This window comes from Bdellovibrio sp., assembly GCF_036384735.1.
In the GTDB taxonomy this organism is placed as follows: Bacteria; Bdellovibrionota; Bdellovibrionia; order Bdellovibrionales; family Bdellovibrionaceae; genus Bdellovibrio.
Genome location: NZ_DASVLT010000035.1, coordinates 208,880 through 228,321 on the forward strand (window position 1 = coordinate 208,880; position 19,442 = coordinate 228,321).

17 protein-coding genes are annotated in these 19,442 nt (G+C 45.0%); 7 read left to right on the forward strand and 10 right to left on the reverse strand.

Going from position 1 to position 19,442, the window contains the following annotated elements:
- Nucleotides 1-14: 14 nt before the first annotated feature.
- Nucleotides 15-896 carry a UTP--glucose-1-phosphate uridylyltransferase gene (locus VF412_RS10495; protein ID WP_331339194.1) on the reverse strand — a complete coding sequence of 294 codons (882 nt, stop codon included), beginning with the start codon at nt 894-896 and terminating at the stop codon, nt 15-17.
- A 131-nt stretch (nt 897-1,027) separates the two neighbouring features.
- On the opposite strand from VF412_RS10495, the gene VF412_RS10500 reads away from it, so the two are divergent.
- On the forward strand, nt 1,028-2,317 hold the full coding sequence (locus VF412_RS10500; protein WP_331339195.1) for a hypothetical protein: 1,290 nt from the start codon (nt 1,028-1,030) through the stop codon (nt 2,315-2,317).
- Here VF412_RS10500 and VF412_RS10505 read toward each other — a convergent pair.
- Complete coding sequence (locus VF412_RS10505; protein WP_331339196.1) at nt 2,314-3,420, reverse strand: M23 family metallopeptidase; 1,107 nt, start codon at nt 3,418-3,420, stop codon at nt 2,314-2,316. The two genes, VF412_RS10500 and VF412_RS10505, sit on opposite strands and share 4 nt — an antisense overlap.
- A gap of 10 nt (nt 3,421-3,430) precedes the next feature.
- Here VF412_RS10505 and VF412_RS10510 point away from each other — a divergent pair, with 10 nt between their 5' ends.
- Nucleotides 3,431-4,240 (forward strand): hypothetical protein, encoded by an 810-nt coding sequence (locus tag VF412_RS10510; RefSeq protein ID WP_331339197.1) that lies wholly within the window; start codon nt 3,431-3,433, stop codon nt 4,238-4,240.
- Between the two features lie 36 nt (nt 4,241-4,276).
- The gene (locus VF412_RS10515; RefSeq protein WP_331339198.1) at nt 4,277-4,405 is read left to right on the forward strand and encodes a hypothetical protein; all 129 of its coding nucleotides are present in this window, start codon (nt 4,277-4,279) and stop codon (nt 4,403-4,405) included.
- Between the two features lie 104 nt (nt 4,406-4,509).
- On the opposite strand, the gene VF412_RS10520 is transcribed toward VF412_RS10515, so the two are convergent.
- From VF412_RS10520 to VF412_RS10530, 3 genes are all read right to left on the reverse strand, one after another.
- Entirely contained in the window at nt 4,510-5,937 is a 1,428-nt protein-coding gene (locus tag VF412_RS10520) for a TonB family protein (protein WP_331339199.1), read from the reverse strand.
- 122 nt (nt 5,938-6,059) lie between these two features.
- On the reverse strand, nt 6,060-7,172 hold the full coding sequence (gene nagZ / locus VF412_RS10525) for a beta-N-acetylhexosaminidase (RefSeq protein ID WP_331339200.1): 1,113 nt from the start codon (nt 7,170-7,172) through the stop codon (nt 6,060-6,062).
- Nucleotides 7,173-7,183: 11 nt separating this feature from the next.
- On the reverse strand, nt 7,184-8,050 hold the full coding sequence (locus VF412_RS10530; protein WP_331339201.1) for a hypothetical protein: 867 nt from the start codon (nt 8,048-8,050) through the stop codon (nt 7,184-7,186).
- Nucleotides 8,051-8,199: 149 nt separating this feature from the next.
- Between VF412_RS10530 and VF412_RS10535 the strand changes: the two genes are divergently transcribed.
- The 4 genes from VF412_RS10535 (at nt 8,200) to VF412_RS10550 (ending at nt 14,346) form a co-directional block, all read left to right on the forward strand.
- Nucleotides 8,200-10,431, forward strand: coding sequence for a Tad domain-containing protein (locus VF412_RS10535; protein ID WP_331339202.1), 2,232 nt, complete (start codon nt 8,200-8,202; stop codon nt 10,429-10,431).
- An 84-nt stretch (nt 10,432-10,515) separates the two neighbouring features.
- Nucleotides 10,516-12,039, forward strand: a complete 1,524-nt coding sequence (locus tag VF412_RS10540; RefSeq protein ID WP_331339203.1) for a hypothetical protein — start codon at nt 10,516-10,518, stop codon at nt 12,037-12,039.
- Nucleotides 12,040-12,050: 11 nt separating this feature from the next.
- Nucleotides 12,051-13,028, forward strand: coding sequence for a hypothetical protein (locus VF412_RS10545; RefSeq protein ID WP_331339204.1), 978 nt, complete (start codon nt 12,051-12,053; stop codon nt 13,026-13,028).
- A 121-nt stretch (nt 13,029-13,149) separates the two neighbouring features.
- Nucleotides 13,150-14,346: a DUF1343 domain-containing protein gene (locus VF412_RS10550; RefSeq protein ID WP_331339205.1), complete on the forward strand. Its 1,197-nt coding sequence runs from the start codon at nt 13,150-13,152 to the stop codon at nt 14,344-14,346.
- Here VF412_RS10550 and VF412_RS10555 read toward each other — a convergent pair whose 3' ends face one another.
- The 5 genes from VF412_RS10555 to VF412_RS10575 form a co-directional block, all read right to left on the reverse strand.
- Nucleotides 14,347-15,342 carry a nucleotidyltransferase family protein gene (locus VF412_RS10555; RefSeq protein WP_331339206.1) on the reverse strand — a complete coding sequence of 332 codons (996 nt, stop codon included), beginning with the start codon at nt 15,340-15,342 and terminating at the stop codon, nt 14,347-14,349.
- A complete protein-coding gene (locus VF412_RS10560; RefSeq protein WP_331339207.1) occupies nt 15,339-16,376 on the reverse strand; it encodes an aminoglycoside phosphotransferase family protein in 1,038 nt (345 codons plus the stop codon). Before VF412_RS10560 ends, VF412_RS10555 begins: the two co-directional genes overlap by 4 nt.
- A gap of 53 nt (nt 16,377-16,429) precedes the next feature.
- On the reverse strand, nt 16,430-17,299 hold the full coding sequence (locus tag VF412_RS10565; protein ID WP_331339208.1) for a hypothetical protein: 870 nt from the start codon (nt 17,297-17,299) through the stop codon (nt 16,430-16,432).
- Between the two features lie 171 nt (nt 17,300-17,470).
- Nucleotides 17,471-17,920 carry a hypothetical protein gene (locus VF412_RS10570; RefSeq protein WP_331339209.1) on the reverse strand — a complete coding sequence of 150 codons (450 nt, stop codon included), beginning with the start codon at nt 17,918-17,920 and terminating at the stop codon, nt 17,471-17,473.
- Nucleotides 17,921-17,929: 9 nt separating this feature from the next.
- A complete protein-coding gene (locus VF412_RS10575; protein ID WP_331339210.1) occupies nt 17,930-19,432 on the reverse strand; it encodes a protein-arginine deiminase family protein in 1,503 nt (500 codons plus the stop codon).
- Nucleotides 19,433-19,442: the final 10 nt, after the last annotated feature.

Genomic DNA, 19,442 nt, shown 5'->3' on the forward strand with positions numbered 1-19,442 from the left:
AACAGTCTTCATCCTTAAAAACGTTTTACGAGTTCTTTAATATAAGCAGAAAGCTCGGGGCCCAACTCTGGATTTTTTAAAGCGAGCTCTATATTCGCTTGCAAGTATCCCAACTTGTCACCGGCATCGTAACGATCCGCCGTGAAAGTCATCGCATTTAGACCTTGAAGCTGACACAAAAGCTTCATGCTATCAGTTAACTGAATTTCGCCGTTCAAAGTGGACTTTGCATTAAGCAAGATATCCATGATGGCATTATCGAATACATAGCGACCCGGCAAGGCCCAACGACTCGTTGTCTCTGACGGTTTTGGTTTTTCCACTAAAGAAGTTACCTTGAAAAATCCAGGGGACTTTTCTTGAACTTCGGCAATACCGTATTTCGAAACATCTTTATCAGCTACTTTCATCACGGAAATTGTCGAGATGCTTGTTTGTTCAAAAGACTTCACCAACTGTTCCGTAACGTTAGGTTCGCCATTAGCTTCCATCGTAATTTCGTCACCCAAAAGAACTGCAAAAGGTTCTTTGCCAATAATTGGAAGACCACAAAGTACGGCATGACCCAAACCTAAAGCATGCTTTTGACGAATACTGATAATATTGGCTTTATCGCGGATTCTAGTTACGCGCTCGAGCAACTTATCTTTGCCATCTTTTGCAAGCTTGTCTTCAAGCTCATAAGAGGTATCAAAGAAATCCTCGATAGCATGCTTACCGCGTCCCGCGATCAATACAATGTCTTCGATGCCTGCTTTCACGGCTTCTTCAACAACGTAAAGAATGATCGGAGCGTCAACGATCGTGAGCATCTCCTTCGGGACTGTTTTGGTGGCAGGGAGGAATCGTGTTCCTAGACCTGCGGCTGGGATAATGGCTTTTTTAATTTTTGGCATCCCTATATAAATCTCAAACGTTTCATTCTAAGACAAGCCATAATGAGTGCCGTCTTAACTTGAGAATGAGACTGTAATTTATCAACAAAACTCCGATGAGCATGTTAGCCTAGAGTTCGGGGGATCAGTCCATGAAAGTACGTTTTCATAAAACGACGTGGCGTACGTTAGGTGCCGTTGCGGCATGCTGCGTTCTTGTTGTGTCGTTTCAAAACTGCGGTAAAGCCGGTTTCGACTCCTCACTGGATAATGGTATAAATGTGACCAGTACCGATGCGGCGCTTTCAGCCAAATATGGTGACACTGTCGCTGCACTCGTATCTGCAATTCCCTTCGCATTTGACTCGGGCTTTGACACGATTTCTTATAACTCATGTGCAAACTCTAGTTTGACCGGAAACAGCGCCTTTTATTCAATCAAAGCGGGTGCATACGAAACTATGGGTGTTAAACTGGCTGATGGCTTTTTTACTTACATGGATGCAAACTTCCATCCGAATTATCCAGCGACGACTTTAAGTTCTGATCAATATTCACAATATCTTGGTGATTCGCCAGCGAACTCTGCGGCTGTGCCAAATATGGCAATCCGCTCGAAAGCAAATCTCTTTAATGTTTACTCATCATCATCGTCAGTAACTCTGGGTACTGATGTGATCAGTATGGTGAGCAGTTTGACAGATCCCTTGGTGATGGACACGTATGTCGTTAAAACAGGAACAGCTTCGCCTTATGCTTCTTACTATAGCTATTTCCCGTTCTCGGCTGGCAACAGAACCTTGGAAGGCACTTTGACATTTAATGCGGATGAGGGAACTGCGGCTGGATTCCGTAACGTGCTTAATAATGACGGCGAGTTGAGTTTAACTTATTTGCAAAGTACTTCGGATCCAAACTTGATCCGTGCTGCAAGTACGACGACCCCGGTAAAAACAGCTTACGGTCGCGCTTATAAAACGACATTTACATGGCCAAGCGGCGTATCAAGCACTTCGAGTTCAGTTCTTCCAGCAAATACAATCGGCACCCTACAAGAGATTGATCTTTCATCATCTTCAATAACTTATAATTGGAATTGCAATCGCAAGTACAAAGTGGTTCGTGCGGCTGACCGTGCAACTTATTGTCCGGCTTTAACGTGGGCTCAAATTTCTGATGCGACAGTTCGTCGTGAAGTGGAAATTGCACGTCACGTATTGAATGCAACTGATTGGGATGTGAACCCCTCTTACGGCTGTGTAGTTCCTAAAGGTTCAGTGTCTTGCTATGACGAAGAAACTTTGAACGGCACGGCAGTGGGTGTAAATTACGACCCAAGCCAACAATGCTATAACCCATTAGTCGGCGCAAGTGGCTACACCGGTGGAGTCATCCCAACTGCGAGATGTGCTCAGTACATCACAATTTGCACGCGCTACTAGTTCTGAGCAACGCGAGCTTCAAGCTGTTCTTCCATATGATACGGATATGATTTGATATAAAAAAGAGGGTCGACCATTCGGCCCTTTTTCTTTACTGCAAAGTGCAGATGCGCACGAGTGCAGTATCCTGTGCAACCGACCTCAGCAATCTTCTCGCCGGCATTTACCCGCAACCCTTGATGAATCTTTCTATCGATCTTATAGAGATGATCGTAGGCTGTCTCCATGCCGTTCGAGTGCTGAAGCACAATGTAATTTCCCGCCGCGTGATTGTTTCCATACCGAACAACGACTCCTTTGCGAGCAGCCAGAACTGGCTCACCTGCAGGCAATTCAAAATCGACACCTAAGTGAGGCTGTCTTCGGCCTGTAATAGGATGCACACGGTTTGGCTGAAAGGCACTGGCGATTTTGATATAGTTCACTGGGGCATAGAGCGGCCGTTTCTCAAGCAAATCGTCAGCATTGAAGAAAACTCCGCCGTCATTGTTACGCACGAAACGTTTGCGAAGATCCTGCCCATCGACCTCTAAAGAAGTCTGAAGAATTTCACCGTATTTAATGAAATGACCGGACTCGTATTTCTTTTGCACGTTGAACCAATAGCGGGCTCCGCGCTTTAAATGTTTTCCCGATTTCAAATCGAACGCATAGGCATCAGTAAAACGACTCGCCACAAAATTGCTGTTCACTTTAGAAAGAACACTTCCTAAAACAGAGCCGTAAATTCGTCCCTCAATACGTTGAAGAGTGATTTTATAATCGGGGCGATAGCTCACTGCGGAAACTTTGTCTGCGTTTTTCAGGATTTTGAAAGCCGCCGAAGTTTGCGAGTCAAAAACGCGCAACTCGGTTTCGCCTTTTTCCCGGCGTACTAAGTATTGAGTATCCAAAGTCAGAAATAAAGTGCGCAAGCCCGCACTTGAGCGCAAAACAACCTCGCGATCACGCATTGAAAATCCATTTTTAGCCAAAATTGAAATCAGTGTGTCACCGGAACGAACAGGTTTTGCAGTAAATGTGTTGGCTGACGCCTGGACCGATGGATAGAATATCGATGCAAAAACAAATGCACACAGAATTTGTGCGAGGTGATTCATCATGCTCCGTCCTTTGAGCTTAATTAAACTTCCTGTTTTTCTACTTGTTTATCTTAGCGTGAACATGGCCTTCGCCCAAGTTTATACGTCTTCAATCTCGGCAGCGACGGGAGGAACTGGACGTGCGGCCATAGAACCTGGTGATTCTTTATTGTTAAATCCCGCAGCTGTGCCACATCTCAAAGGTCGTTTTCTATTCACTTCATTTGCAAAAGATGAATTGGCTGCAAGCTTGAGTGACAACACTGAAGAAAGCACGATCCCAGCTGGATTCTCGTTCGTACAAAAGAAATCAACAAGCTCGATGGGCGATTTGAAACAACAAGATCTTGCTGTGACTTTTGCAGAATTTTTCTTCGCAAAGTGGACGGTAGGTTTGACGGGTCATTATCTAACAATGAATGTTCCGACTGCAAACTATAGCCAGACGAATGCGGATTTAGGTTTTTTGTATACTCCGCGAGATAATCTGGGATTCGGCCTGGTGGTTTACAATGTTTTTGGTGAGAAAGACTCGATTCCAAAAGAATTCCGCCCAAAAACATCGGCAGCCGGGGGCCTTAACTATATTTATCACGATTCTACGCGATTCCGTTTAGACGTCACCTCAGAGTCGGTTTACGAGGCCGGTTTGGAGATGTACTTCAATAGGTTCTTTATTGGGCGCATGGGGTACTCGGATGACACGGATGATGAAAGGCAGCTAGTGACTGCGGGGCTCGGTTTTAATGGTCCTCGCTTCCAAATTAACTATGCTTATCAGGCTAATACCGAAAAATCGGGAGATTATAGGCATTCGATTGACTTGATCATTCCGTTTTGATAACTAACTCGTTCTGTCAATAATAAGGGGTTAACGATGGCTTCTAAAACAAAGAAAACTGAGTACATTCGCGAAAAGAAAAAATCTACTAGCGGTAAAAAACGTAAGGCTGCTCTTCGCACAAAAGGCTCTACTAAATCTGCTAAGACTCTTTTCAAAGACTAGTTCTTTAGTAATTTTAGGCATTTAGATAATAAAAAAGCCTTTGGTCATCTGGCCAAAGGCTTTTTCCTTTTGTTCTTTGTCGCTTTTTTGGGTGATCAGTCAGCCTATCTTTGGCTGACCGAAGTTCTTAGGCGACCGCCGTCTTCTTGCATTCCACCTTTAATATCCCAACGGAACGGAAGCTCCACCCAGCCTTCTTGGCCTGGATAGAATCTCCATTTTCTTAATGCATTCAAAGTTTTTGCATCAAGGTTGCGGAACCCCGTAGATCTCATCATACGGAATTGGGAGACATATCCATCTTTGCTTACGTAAGCATGGAATACGATTTCACCGGCATCGCCGCGCTTGCGCTCGTCGCGATCATATTGAGGACGTGGGTTTCCTGGCATTTGGCGAAGCTGATCAAGGCTGCGTACTCCTGTTGGAGCACCCGCGACTTGGGAGCTTGGACCAACAGCACCTGCTTTGCCAGCACCACTGCCTTCTCCATTTCCAGTTCCGCTTCCACCGTGGCCGATGCCAGCTTTTTTCGCTTTCGCGGCGGCAAGGGCTGACGCTCTTGCGGCAGCATCACGAGCGGCCGCTTCTTTTGCAGCCGCAGCGGCCGCAGCTTTTTCAGAAGCAACAGCGGAAGCGATCGCCTGAGCATTATTCTTTTTTATGGAATCTTGAAGTGCTGCAAGGCGAGCAGCATCTGCTTTATTTTCTTCTTCGACGGACTTCAACTCGTCGTCTTGTTCTGCAGCTAATGCAGAAGTCATTGCGTTTAAATTGTCTTCTTCAGCAGCAATGGCTTTTTTGTGCTTACGATCTACAGAGGCAAAGTCGTCGTTGAAGTCCTCGTTCAACTCAGACTTCACGTTCGTTTTTGCAAGTTCGCCCTGATCCAACTCTGGAGCAGAGATATCATCGATCGTCATAGGAACGGCTTTGAAGTTTGTCTTCGCGGCAACACTGTGCGCGGATTTAGCAGCCGCTTTCATTCTCGGGGCAGCTGCTTTGTGTGCTTTCACGGCCTTCGCAACTTTAACAGTTTTCCCATGCTTTGCCGCGACAACTACATCTCCAGGCCCGCCGACGTCTTTGGCAGGAGCTGGCTGGATCATCTTTTCTTGCCGAACAGGAGTACCGCCTTTGGTAGGAATCACGTCAGCGCCTCGAGCTTGACGAATAGGCTTGGCAGGCTCAGCGATTTCAATGGTGATTGTTTCAGTCTTGGCTTGCTCTACTAGCGGAACGCTCATTATCGCAATGCCTAAGATGGCTGCGGCATGCAGAGCCATAGACATCGTCATGAATTTTGAAGTTTTGCTTTGTTCAGGTTCGCTATGAGCTAGAACCCAAGAATTGTAATCGATGGCGCTAGAACCTTCGCTCATCGAAGATTTCGCCGAAGCAGAAGTGATTGGAGTGACTTCAGTCGTTTCTGTCGAAACGGCCTTTTCTTCTACGAATTGCATTTGCGGCAACTCGAAAAGACTCAACTGATTTTCGTGGTTTTCTTCACCACTTTTTGCGTCAAAACCCATAAATACTCCTCTGGCATCAAGGGAAGCATTATCAATTCCCAGGCCATCTCGAGAAGCCCCTAGTTCCAGTTGAACCACTAGGGGAGGGTAATTAATTCAGGGATGTTCGCGCGCTTGTCAGCCTATTCTGGCAGTAGACCTTCAGGCATTGTGCCGTTAGCAATAGCCGTGGCGATCTTGATGTTTTCAGGACTACCGACGATTTGATTCACTTCTTCCAAAGATAATGGATCTGGATTCGGAATTTTTATTTTTTTGAAATCCAAAATCTTTTTGTGAGTTGCTTCCAGCTCGGCCTGATCTAGGACTCCTTGTGCTGTGGCGCCTAAAATTGCTTCCAAAGCTTGGGGAGGAACCTCCGGCTCGTTGCAGTAAAGAAGAAGTTCGGCTCCAGCTTTCAGGGCGCGAACGGGAATTTCTTCAATACCAAAGTGGCTGGCCATAGCTTTCATTCCAAGATCGTCTGTGATGACAAACCCTCGATAACGACATTCATCGCGAATGATCTTTTTAATAAAAACTTCTGATAAAGTGACTGGCCATTCGGGATCAATTTTCGGAAATTTAATATGTGATGTCATGACCATGTCGACTCGAGCCTTGAATGCCTTTTTAAACGGAATCAGCTCGAGGCTTTCCAATCTTTGCATATCTAGATCTTCCACCGGCAAATCATAGTGACTGTCCACGATGGTATTGCCATGCCCAGGGAAGTGCTTTGCGCAGGTAATGATCTCGGACTTGATATAGCCACGAACTAAAGCGGAAACGTGACGAGCAACTTTTTCGGGATCATCACTAATAGAGCGATCTCCGATGACCGTGTTGGCTGGATTTGTGAAAACATCTACGGATGGAGCGAAGTCCAAGTTAATCCCCACGGCTTTCATCTCTTGGCCCATGCGATTTGCGAAATGGAAAGAGGCTGTCGGTGCATCCAAGTCGCCAAGTTTTCTAAGGGGTGGCCATACGGTAAAAGGTGGCTTCAGGCGATGAACCCGTCCACCCTCCATGTCGATACCGATAAATAGGGGAGCTTTGTCGGCTTGAAGATGGCGCAGTGATTGAATTTCCGCACACAACTCACGAACTTGTTTTGGTTCGGCAACATTACGGCCGAAGAGGCAAATGCCACCGATATTATTTTCTACGATGAATTTTTTTTCGTCTTTTGTCAGCGCATGGCCAGAAATGCCAATGAATAAATGCTGACCAATCGTTGCTTTAATGCTCATGCAAGATTCCTTTACTGACCGCTTTTCTGAGGTTGAGCTTTAAGATTTGTGCCTTCGCCTTGTGGAACTCCAGATTGCTTTGATGGAGCTGCACTTGGTGTGGATTTTATTTTTTCATTTCGAGAGACCACGTTAGTTGTTCCAGCAGGCACATTTCCAAATAGAGTTTTCAGGATTGTGCTGCTGAAACTTTGGCCTGTCGTTGCATCGCTCGGATCTGCGACAAGTTCTGTTGTGATGTTTTGGCCCATGGCATTTGTTCCAAGAACCTCACCGCGCTCGTTGACGAAGCTTAAAAATTTGCTGTCTTTAAACGTATTTAAAATTTTGAAAGCTTTAAAGCCGTTGTGATTTTCTTCCTTACCTACAAGTGCTTGCCCTTTGTAAATGGCAGCATCTTCTTCGGCGATGGCCTGATACTCATAATTTGTTTCTGATTTTAATCCATCTTTACTTTTTAGCATCAGGTACACAAGGAAAGTTGAAAGGAAAGTTCCTTTTGGAATTTTCTTTTCAATGCGTTGAATTTTTCCACCAGTTTTGATGACAGCGCTTAAAGTGCCGGCTTTAAAGCGTGCATCGATTGTCTTTGCATCTTTACCTGCAAGAGTTGTGTACTCGTAGGAAATAGGAGCGAGCTCAGAGTCAGCAACAGCATGAAGGCTTTCGGTGACTTCGCCATTTCCTTTTCCCGTTTTCAAAAGATAAGTAGAGATGAATTGCTTCTTTTTTGAATCAAATTCATAACGACTAACTACGTAACCAATGTGCTGGTCCCCCGAAAGAATCTTGGAATATCCTTCGAAAAGAATTTCTGCGTGGGAGTTTAAAGGCACAATAAGAATGGCTAAAAGAATGACAGCATACGCACGGACCATGGTCGAGTTCCTTCCTTAGAACTATGGCTAAAAGTCTGTCATCTCACTATAGAACAAGTCAAAGTTTTCGAGGTCGAGTTATTGCCTCTCATTAGACGATAAGAGACAATGTTTATCTACACTTTGGCTTCACCAAAGTAGAAAGCGCAATGCAGAAAAACCATCGCTCTCCTTTTTTACGTTTTAAAAATCGCAACGGCCAAGTCGCTTTGTTTGTTGCTTTGGTATTTCAAGTTTTGTTTTTATTTTTCGCGATGGTCGTTAACGTCGGTCTTTTGGTTCATCACAAAATCAATCTACAAAACTCTGTGGACCTTGCTGCCTATTATGGTGCTTCAAAACAAGCCGAAAATTTAAATGCGATTGCGCACATGAATTATCAAATTCGCCAAAGCTGGAAGCTGCTCGCATGGCGCTATCGTATGTTGGGCAGTGCGGGGGAGTGGAATTATAATCCATGGCAGAAGACGGGAACTGAGGGTGGATCGTCGGGGCACTTAAATGATCAAAGGGCTATCGACACTGTGTATACTTCGGAACCTACGATGGATGATTATCAAGAGGCCCCCTCATTCTGCGTTACTTACATTCCTTTTAAACCCATGCCACCGAAAGAAAATACCTGTCGTGATATGGCTACGATGAGCGGAGTAAAGCTCTTTAGTCCGCCTAGAGTTTTTGGTTTCTTGCAGGTCTCTGCCACGATGAATGCAGTTTCGACAAAGCTTTTAGAGGACGCGACAAATCGCTGCAAGGTTTTTGGTTCTTATAATTACATGATGCTGGCTAAATTTGTGGTGGCTTATAATGCGGACCAGAGGGATCGCATGCTCGTGATGAATGCGATATCGAAAGATATGAGTTCAAGCACTGATGATTTTTCTGATATTAACGGTGATAGCGTAGCGGCAGGAACTCAAACTACTTTTCAAAATAATTTAACTGCACCAAATAGAGAAGGCATTACAAAATTTAAAGTTTATAATTCGTTGGCTCATTCGAGTTGTGGGTCTACTGGAGATGACAACAGTCCTACCAAGTGGCTGAGGCCGATAAAAATTTATCCTGGTTTTAATTATATTGATACTCAATGCAATCATCTGGAAATCAAACCAGTAGGAAAAGAATTTAATGGCGATGAAAATGCTGCGAACAATCCGGCTGCGACTTCTGGCGTTCCGTTCCACTATGGCGATCCTTACATTGCCGAATTGACTGCGGCAATAAAACAACTTCTTCCATATGTTGGATATACGAAAACATTAACAGACACCTACAACTTCTCGCTAGGTGTTGAGAAGAATCCATGGTGCGTAGCCTATTTTGGTGTCAGCGCATCAACCCAGCCGAAAATCCCATTCAGTCCTTTTGATAAAGTGACTCTTTCTGCAAGAGCATTTTTCAAACCGTTCGGGGGAAGAGTCGGCCCGTGGTATACAAATCAATGGAATCCGACAGAGTCACAATCAGCATCCGGTGCAGAAAAAACAGATGCACTTGTTCCACCGCGGGTCACTGATATTGCTAATATTGGTGGTTTGACTACGGCTAAAGATAAAGCCGTGCGAGCTGCTAATTACAGCCGTTATGTTGGTGATCCATATGGATTGAAGTCGGCCATGATGATCGGTTACTATTCGCGCTCAATTTATCAATTAGATCCGTCATGGAGAAATGGAAATATAAGTTTCGGCGCTAACGGATTATATCAAGGAGACAGTGCCCCCAGCTTTGCGGACTGGGATGCTCTTCCATTTAAATTTACCCAGGGAACAGGCGACATTTTGGCTTGGAATGCGACAAATGATGCTCCTTCAACAATGAGAGAACTCGAAATGTCAGCAGTAGTACCAAATGCATTCGATGCGACTTACTACTCTATTGAACCTGATTACTACAATAACTACTTTGCTAAACTTGGTCCGGGATTCATGTCGAAGAAAGCATCATCAATTCGTGCGAGCTTGCGACCTGATATTGGCTTTCACGCTAACTTTAATAAAGGATCTTATAATTTCAAAACTTTTTCTGTGAAAGACCAGATTGCGGAGGTTCAAAATTTCGCAAAGACTTCAGAGACTACCCAACCCTTGTTACCGATAACGTCAAAGTTTACTTACACGATTCTTGATTGGGCAAATGTGCTAACGGGCTGGACAGGTAAGGACTTGGTTGATTACTCACTCAACACGGATCATTTTGGGAAATGTGCGACTCAGCCCGCTGACGGTGTGCCTACGCCGGGGAACTGTGTGGTGGGAGGAAGTACCGGCTATTCTGTGAAGATGGTCTCTTCTGATTTTTTAAAAGCTACAAATCTGCATCTTGGCGGCGATAATACTACAGGTGGTTTACTTAACCCTCCACCGGACGACTTCTAATTAAACGTCTCGTTCTGAGATTGTTGAGAAATTCTTTAAGATTGTAAGACCTTTGGCCGATTAGTTAGGGCATAGGGGAATCTTATGAAAAAGTTAAGTGTGTTTAGACTCACTACTTTTACTGCTATTTTTGGTATGTTCGTCACGATAACAGCGACGAGTTCTCTTTCTTTTGCTGAAGTAGGCGCTACGAAAATGGGTGACGATGTAAGTTACGGCGCTACTCCGGTACCAGCAACAGATCCTTCTCAGTATTCGCAAATGGATTCTCAGGTCGACTCCGGGGGAGCACAGTTATGCGATACAGGAGGGATAGACGGAGCCGGTGAAGCTATTGATAAAAATGGTGCAGACATCACAGGTCCTGCAAATGCTCTTGCAAAAGCTGGGAAGCAAATTCCATCTGTTGCGGCTATAAGCGCAGCAATAGAAAAAGACAGCATTGCCTTCGCTGAAAATATAGGAAACTGTATTGATAGACAGCATTATGCTGCCTGCGCATGTTTGGAAAACTTCAGTCCACTTATTCAGAAAGCGATTACAACAATTAATCCGTTAGCATCTTTGGCTGGTATTGCAGTAAATGATTCCTGCAGTACTTTCTCAAAAGCACTTGGTATCGCACAGGATGCTATGACTGCGTACACAGCAGTTTGCGGCGCGATGAAAGCGGGATGTGGATATTCTTGTGTCCAAGCTCGCGATGCAGTAGCAGATATGAAAAAACAATTAGAAACGGCCAAGCCAATATGTGCAAATCCGTCCGATACGACCTGCAATAGTGCTTTGGCTAATTATAATGCCCACCTTCAGCCTCTTAAAGATGCTATCGAAGCAGAGATTAAAGAAGCCAATAATAAGTCGGTAGCTGGAAAAGCGAAGGTATGTCAGGGAAAATATGCGGAGCTTGCTTTCTCGGCGGTCGCTGGTTTAGCGTCTATGGCAAAATCACTCGCGCAAAGTAATAAATGTGATAGCAATACGAACGGCACGGCTTCGGCGACTGCGACAAATACTGATACCTGTTCAATTGCGGCGAATGCACAGTTGCCAGAGTGTATTTGTAAAGCAAATCCTCGATTGGCGGGTTGTGATAACACTCTTCAAAAATCAGGACAAAGTACAACCGCAGCTATGCAGGCAGTTTCTTCTCCGAATGCAGGAACGACGAGCTCTACTGGTGGCCTGACATCTGCCGACCTTGCCTCAACAGGAACAGATGGTCTTACAAACACTAATACGGGTGATTCGTCGGCTCAAGGGGCTGGAGCGCCAGTCGGCGGTGGTAGTGGCGCATTAAGTGGCGGCAGCGGTGGAACAGGCAGTGGATCTGCTGCTGATAGTTCCAATGCGAAAAAAGCATTGAATGCGAATATTCTAGGTGGCGCTGGAGGCGGCGGTGGCGGTGGAAGCTGGGGAATTGGTGGAGGATCTGGATCCTCTAGTTCTCAGTATCGTCCGTATCTTCCTGGAGGAGAAAAAGACCCGAATAAAGCCGCAGGCGCACAGGCTTGGACCAAAGAGGTTACTGGCCAAGGCGGCAAATCGAACTGGGAAAAAGTTAAAGATCGTTACCGTGATAATAATGCGACTCTTCTTAATAACTAAGGTTGGTTCTTATGAATAAAAAAATAGTATCAACTCTTTGTGTTGTCAGCATTCTTATAAGTTCCTATGAGGCAGGCGCGGCCGGTGGTCTCGCAACGGGTACAACCACGACAGCCACACAAGATTCTCAACCAACGGTGAATCAAGGTGCAAATCAGTCTAGTAGCGGCAATGGGATGGCTCAGGCGTTGAACTATGTGACTGGCGGTGCTGAAGTTGTCATGGGTGGGATGATGATTAAGGCAGGTAGTTCAAGCGAAAACTGGGGCGAAGTGGCTGCGGGAGTATTGATGGTAAGTATGGGTCTTACTAACATTGCCCAAGGTAACGAGCATGGATCAGCCGCTGGGACTGCGGACGCCACAGGCTTTGCGACGGACGGATTCGGTGGGTTGAATCCCTCTGGTGGAACAGACTCCTCTAATCCCTATGTATCTGCGGCGGTTAAAGATCCAAACTATCAGGCAGTGGGCTCTACGTTAAAAACTCTTGAGGCACAGGGTATTTATAATCCCAAAACAGGTGCCTTTACTGTTGGCGATAAAACATATTCAGCATCGGATCTTTCATCGGCGAGCAATATGGCCGCTGCCGGCATTCCTCAGGGCGCTATCGCTGGCGCAATGGCTGCCAATGCCGAAGCTGAAAAGAAAGCTCTGGCAAAACTCGAAAAAGTAAATCCAAACATCGCGGCGGCCACTAAAGAAAACGGCTATGAAGATGGCGGTGGCGCTGGCGGCGGTGGGAGTAGTGGCTCATCCTCAAGCAGCGGCGATCCAGGAATGGGTGGTGGTCGTATGGCGGGAACTGGACTTGGAAAAAACAGCGGTCGTGATCCTTCAAGCTTTTCAGGTATGTCGAAGAATTATAACGGCGAACCAATTGGTGTGGCCGCTGATAGCATTTTCTTGATGATGAGTCGTCGTTATAAAGTGAAAGAAAGCCAAGACTCTTTCTTTGGTGCTGCAGACCTTGCCCTTCAAAAGTAAATCTATGGGCTGAGTGAGTATAACAAAACACTCAGTTCACAATCCTCAGTCGAAATTTTTAAAAAATAATACCCAATGAGCAATTTCTCGTTAGACTAATAACGAAAAGGAATTGCTAGTTATGAAATTGGGTCTTGAAGTTCTCTTATCTGATGCGAAACGTTTGAAATCTTTAAAAGGCAAACGAGTTGGCTTGATCTGCCATCCTGCTAGTGTTGATTCTGAACTTCGGCACAGCCTAGATCTTCTTTCAAAAAAGCTGAACATCACATGCGCCTTCGGACCTCAGCACGGAGTTCGTGGCGATAAGCAAGACAACATGGTGGAAAGCCCTGACTTCGTAGATCCTGTTTTAAAAATCCCTATCTTCAGCTTGTACGGTGAAGTCAGAAGGCCGACAGCTGAGATGATGTCACACTTCGATGTTGTTCTTTTCGACCTTCAAGATTTGGGTTGTCGTATCTACACTTTCATCACGACGTTGCTTTACATGATGGAAGAGTGTTCAAAATTGAATAAAAGAATGATCATTCTGGATCGTCCGAATCCGGCGGGTCGCGTGATTGAAGGTTTCCGCATGCTTCCAGGCTGGGAGTCTTTCGTTGGGGCTGCTCCAATTCCTATGCGTCACGGTCTGACTGTGGGCGAGCTGGCACTTTACTTCAAAGATCATTATCAACTAAGCCTTGAGCTCGACATCATCAAGATGAAAGGTTATGCGCCAAATAAAGCGCCAGGTTTTGGCTGGGACATCAAACGTCCTTGGGTAAATCCATCACCAAATGCGGCATCATTGAACATGGCTCGCGCATATCCGGGCACTGTCCTTATCGAAGGAACAACTTTATCAGAAGGTCGTGGAACAACAAGGGCATTGGAAATCATCGGTGCCTCTGACATCGACTTCGGAAAAGTTTTGAAAGAGATGAAAAAGAAAGCTCCGCAATGGCACAAGGGTGTTATCTTGCGGGAGTGCTTCTTTGAGCCCACTTTCCACAAGCATCAAGGAAAACTGTGTCACGGATTTCAATTCCACACAGATTGCGATGCTTACAATCATGCGCAGTTTAAACCATTCCGTTTGGTGGCATTGATGCTGAAAGTGATTCGAGAGCTTTATCCTGACTATCCAATCTATCGAGATTTCGCTTATGAATACGTGAAAGATAAATTGGCTTTCAATGTGATCAATGGTGGACCTGCGCTTAAAGATTGGATTGAAAATAAAAATTCCAAGCCGGCTGATTTGGATAAGCAGCTAGCCAAAGATGAAAAATCTTGGGTGAAAGAAAGTAAGAAATATCTTCTTTATAAGTAATTATAAAAGCAGAGTGTTTTCTGCTTGCGTGCCGGGGGCGACATGAACGCCCTCGCCAACAACGACATTCTTCAGGTTGCATCCGTACGGCAAACGACTGCCTTCTGCCATACAAACAAATCCAGAAAACTTAGAAGTTGTATCAATGCGTGCCTCACTTGAAAAGTGCAAGTGAGCACCTTCAAAGTTTTGCGAGATCATTTTCGAATTTGAATAACGTTTCAGTGTCCACTCTAGGGCAGAGCGTTCAAGAATATTTTCTGCATCCATCAAATAATTCAGACACTTTTCAGAGGCTTCCAAGAAATCCTTAGGATTTCCCGTTTCGAACCACGTGGCTTCAAAAGGATAGCATTCCACTTTTTCGCCGTTTGCAATAGCAACGGCCACAACGTCATACAGAATATTCGAAGCACCTTGAGTGGGAATATATTGAAAAATGCGCTCGGAAAGAATCTGTACACCAATAAAGTGCCAAGCTTTTTTAGCTCCTTCGATAGCAGTTTTGCCGAAGCCTTTTACTTGATTCTTTTCATCAACCCAAACGCCGCCGAACTGAGTGCCTACGCCTGGATGATCCATAACCATGATCGTAGCAATGGCACCACTAGCTTTGTGTTGGGCAATCGCTTTTTTCACACATTCAGAATCTTTCGGAAGAATCACTTCATCCGAGTTCATCATGATAAAATCGCCATCTCCCTGGAAATGTTCACGAGCTTTTCCAAGGCCACCGCCGTTCCCTAAAATTTCTCCGACCTCGTCAGAAAAATGCAGGGACTTCGCATTGTGGGGAATCTTGTGGAAAAGAGTGTGAACTTTTTCAGGAAGATGAAATGTATTAACGACGAGCTTATTGATCTCGAGATCACGCAAGAAGCCCAAAGAGTGTGAAGCTAGTGGCAGATTCAAAAAAGGAATAGCCGGTTTCGGCAACTGATTCGTGTAAGGACGAAGACGGGTGCCTTCGCCTGCCGCCAATAGCATTACATTCATAAAGATTCGTACTTTCTTTCCAACGCACCTGAATCAATCAAGATATCCGCAAATACTTTGTATTCAGGAAATTCATTGATGGCTTTCATCACACGACGAAGAGTTCCGGAAAGATATTTTAAATAACGTTTGTCTTGGCGAAGGTGATAGAAGCTAGCAAAACTTCCACAAGCCTTAAAACAACGTTGAATTGATTGCAATTCGTAGATGCGATCAAAGTGCTCGCGCGAGAAGTCTTTTGGTAAGTAGGGTTTCGACTGATCAAGATAATAATTGATCAAAGTCTTTGCCATCGAGTCATTCATGTCGACATAAGAGTCACGCATGAGGCTGACAAGGTCATACTGAATAGGACCCAGGCGAGCATCTTGGAAATCAATCACTTCCATTTGATCAAGCTTGATCATCAGATTTCGAGAGTGATAGTCGCGATGAGCGATGCGTTTTGGTTCTTGATGAAGTTTCGAACAGATATCAAGGAAGATGTCAGAGATTTCCTTATTGCTTTTTTCTGAAAATGGAAATTTCAAAACCCCAGAAAGAAGATTGTCTTTGCCGTAGTTCATTTCCCAGAGGAATTTTTCTGTATCAAACTGCATCTTGAATGCTATGCAATCGTCAGATCGGTCCAAAGTAGCAGGGTGATGAATCTTAACAATTTCATCGACGGCCATTTTATAGAAATCCATGGAGGCTTCTTGTTGTTGGCTTTCCCAGAATTTTCTTTCCAAGGTCAAATCGCCAAGATCTTCAAGAAGAACTAGGCCCTCTTCGGGAGACATCGAGATGATCTCTGGAACATGAACACCGTTTTTTGCAAAGTGATTCAAAACACTGATGAACGGATAATTCTTGGGATCGAATGGTTCCCAACGCATCAATACCCAAGACTGATGATCAAGGACGACGCGATAATAACGGCGATTGGAAGCATCCCCCGCCAAAGAGAAAACTTTGTAAGCGTTAGAGCCCAGGGAACGATCTAAGAATGGAACTAAATATTCATCATGAGTGACCATAAGAAAAATTCTCACAGACACTCATTTGATTTTCAAGAGGAAATCCTCGCTGGGATTCCCTGGATGGACTAGGCGTCGATGGGTCCGTCTTTAATGAAGAACAGCTCGAGGACCTCTTTCAAACCTTGCATTGTCAACGGAGCGCGATCGACTTCGAATGCATTCACAGTCAACTCATCGACCAAGGCTGAGGAAAGACCTTCCATGTTTTCAAGTTCATCAGCACTCAGCTTAGAGCTCGTAATAATTAGAGGTTCTTCAGAGCCACGCTCTTCAGCAAGGTATTCCATTAAGAGCTCTTGTTCAGCGGCATTCAGTTGGTCTGCATTTTCGATGAAGATCGTCATGCCGCCCATTTTAGAAATATCAAAAGCTGAATGAAGTTGGCCTTTAATATCGTTGAACGGAACGAATGCCCAACGTCCTGTCATCTCATGCAGCTGCAAAGCGACTTTCTTGTTTGTGGTGTCTGAATGACCTTCCAAATGAATCAGTTGAGAGATCAATTCAAAACCTGGGCTTTGGACCTGGTCTTCATTTTCTTCAATAAGTTCTTCGATAGAAGGCATTTCTTCGGCGAACAGATGAACGTTATCCAAAGACACATTCGCCTTGCTGATTTCGGCAAGATTGGCCTCGCGTTGATCGAGGTACCATTTGTACATCGCAGGTTCCAAAACCATGCGGATAAGTTGAGCCACCCCTTGGCGTTTTTCTGAATTCAGGTCGTCTGCAGAAGGAACAACGGCTGTACCTAAAAATGCCCCGTTCACTTTAATAGGTACATGAAGGTCACGCCCCCGCGTGAAAACTTCCTCTTCGGATTCAAGCTCAGAAAGATCCATCAATTGACGAATCTGCAACCCCTTCCCATAGCGACTTGCTAGGATTTGCTTCAAGCGATTCACGAATGAACTATCTAACGTTGAGTTCTGCATAGACCAAGCACCCCTTACTCACAGATTCCAATATACAAAGGCAATGCCAACTGGGGCGAGTTTGTGGAATAGCGCAAGATTTCAAATAGATAGGTCGTGCACCTGCACGAAAAAAGAGCGGCATTTTAGACCTCAAAACATCGCTACTTTTAATTCAACAAGGTAATTTCTTTAGGGCGGAGGACCTTTAAGGGCACCGGGTGCCGCAGGCATTCCGACTGATTGCAGATCGAGTTGAGTGACTTCGCATTTCACATGAGGCGAGTAAGACTTCCATTTGAAGTCGCCGTGAACTTTGCCATGCCGATCAAAGTTCAAGCGGAAATCCAGCGTCTTCGGGATCGAACTTTCCAAAGATGTCTTCGGTGTGCACTGAAATTCGCGCACGAACTGAGTCATGATTATTGAAACAAGGCCTTTGCGATTGTCTTGCAAGCTGAGCACTGAAAGCTCGCATGAAGTCTTCTCGCCTTGAGCATTTTTAATGAGCAAGAACCCTTGGCGTTTGGAAGTAAGTTCCATCGTCAGTGTTTGTCCTTCAGCTGCTCCATTGCAAACAATAACTTTGGCGAAAGCGGAAGTGGAAGTCAGTAAAGAGAAGGCGAAGAAGATGATTTTCATAAGCACCTTTTATCTCTTCGGCCTGCAATAGCGAAGTGCATGTGAAGAGCAGTGAAGGTTTCCGTAAAGAGAATGCGCAAACTGCGTATCCACGTAAGAAGTCTTCAATCCTAGCTTTTGATATTCAGAAGAAATATATTTTCTAAATGTTGAATTCGCAGGATCGGGCAGAATCATGGTAGATCCCACAACCTCGCCATTGGAAGGATTTGGGAAGATAGAAAGACCCGTTCCTTCCTCGATTGTTACTTTACCATTTTCTTTGACGACACTGCCTTGGAATAAATAGGGAAGTTCAATGATCTGTGGTTCGCAGTGATTTCTTTCTTTAAACTTGGCTTTAACGTCAGCAATGAAAGAGTCCATCTGTGATTGAACAATTTTATTGAACTGATTGAGTTCTGAATCCTGCTCGAAGGCCCTCACGAAATCGCCATTTTTAATATTAGCGCAGCGAAGGGCGTCTTCGTCAGTTGTTCCGCCGATGATAGTGCCCGCATAAGCCATTTTATTAAGTAAAGAATAGAACAAAGAAACAGCACCGTTATCTCGAGTATCGATTTGCTGAACGTCACCGTTAATCATATGACAAGCTCGTGCGTAAGATGTCGAGCGCATGCGATCTGTCAGATCGTGACCCTTTAAAGAACCCATGAAATCAAAGGTCTTTTCGCTAGGATTGGCCCTCATTAAATCGACAGCTTTGCGAGGGGAGGCTACGGCAACCGCGATATTGCACGGAGCTTTTTTGCCTGGAACTGGAACAGTCTTAAACATTTCATCAGCGTGACCAACCATCAAGAAGCTTGTCGGAGCTTTAATAACGTTTTTATCGCTGCCGCAAAATTGCTTGTGATAGTCATCCCACTCATGACCCTCGAAGTGGTCGTCGCCTAAAACACAGAAGTCACCCAGGGCTTCAATATTACCGCCATAATAGCCCGGGCGGATTCCATTGTCGCCTTCACCTGGCGTCGGCAGAATTCCATCTGTCGTGATATTGCAGTTCTTTTGAAGACCCGTTGAAAGATTCAAGAAGCTGTTTCCGTCACGATCATAACCTTGTACTTTGCGTACGACAGGTTTGCCAGTTTTCTTATCAAAGAAAGATTCAAAGTAATCCTGTTGCCAGTTGTATCGATCGCCAGGCACTTGGGTTAAAGAACTCAACCATTTTTGCGCGGTGGCTGCATTCGGCGCTTGTTTCTTAATAGCAGCAACAACAGAGCTATAAGTTTCATCGCTGACAGGAAGAATAAATTGCGGAGGATTCTTTGATTGTGCTTTAAGCACATTCATCACATAAGAGCGAACCCATTCAGAGCCGCCGTCACTGTCACTTACAACGGCCGCCATCAAAGGATATGTTTCAGGCAGAAGAGTCGAACCACTTGTTGGGCACTCGGGAACAGAAGGGTCATTGACGTTGATATCTTCACACGCAGGGCGAGCCCTGGCGGAAAGCGCGAAGCTAAGAAGTGCAGCAGAGACGAAAATTTTCAGTACCGACATAAGGACGTCC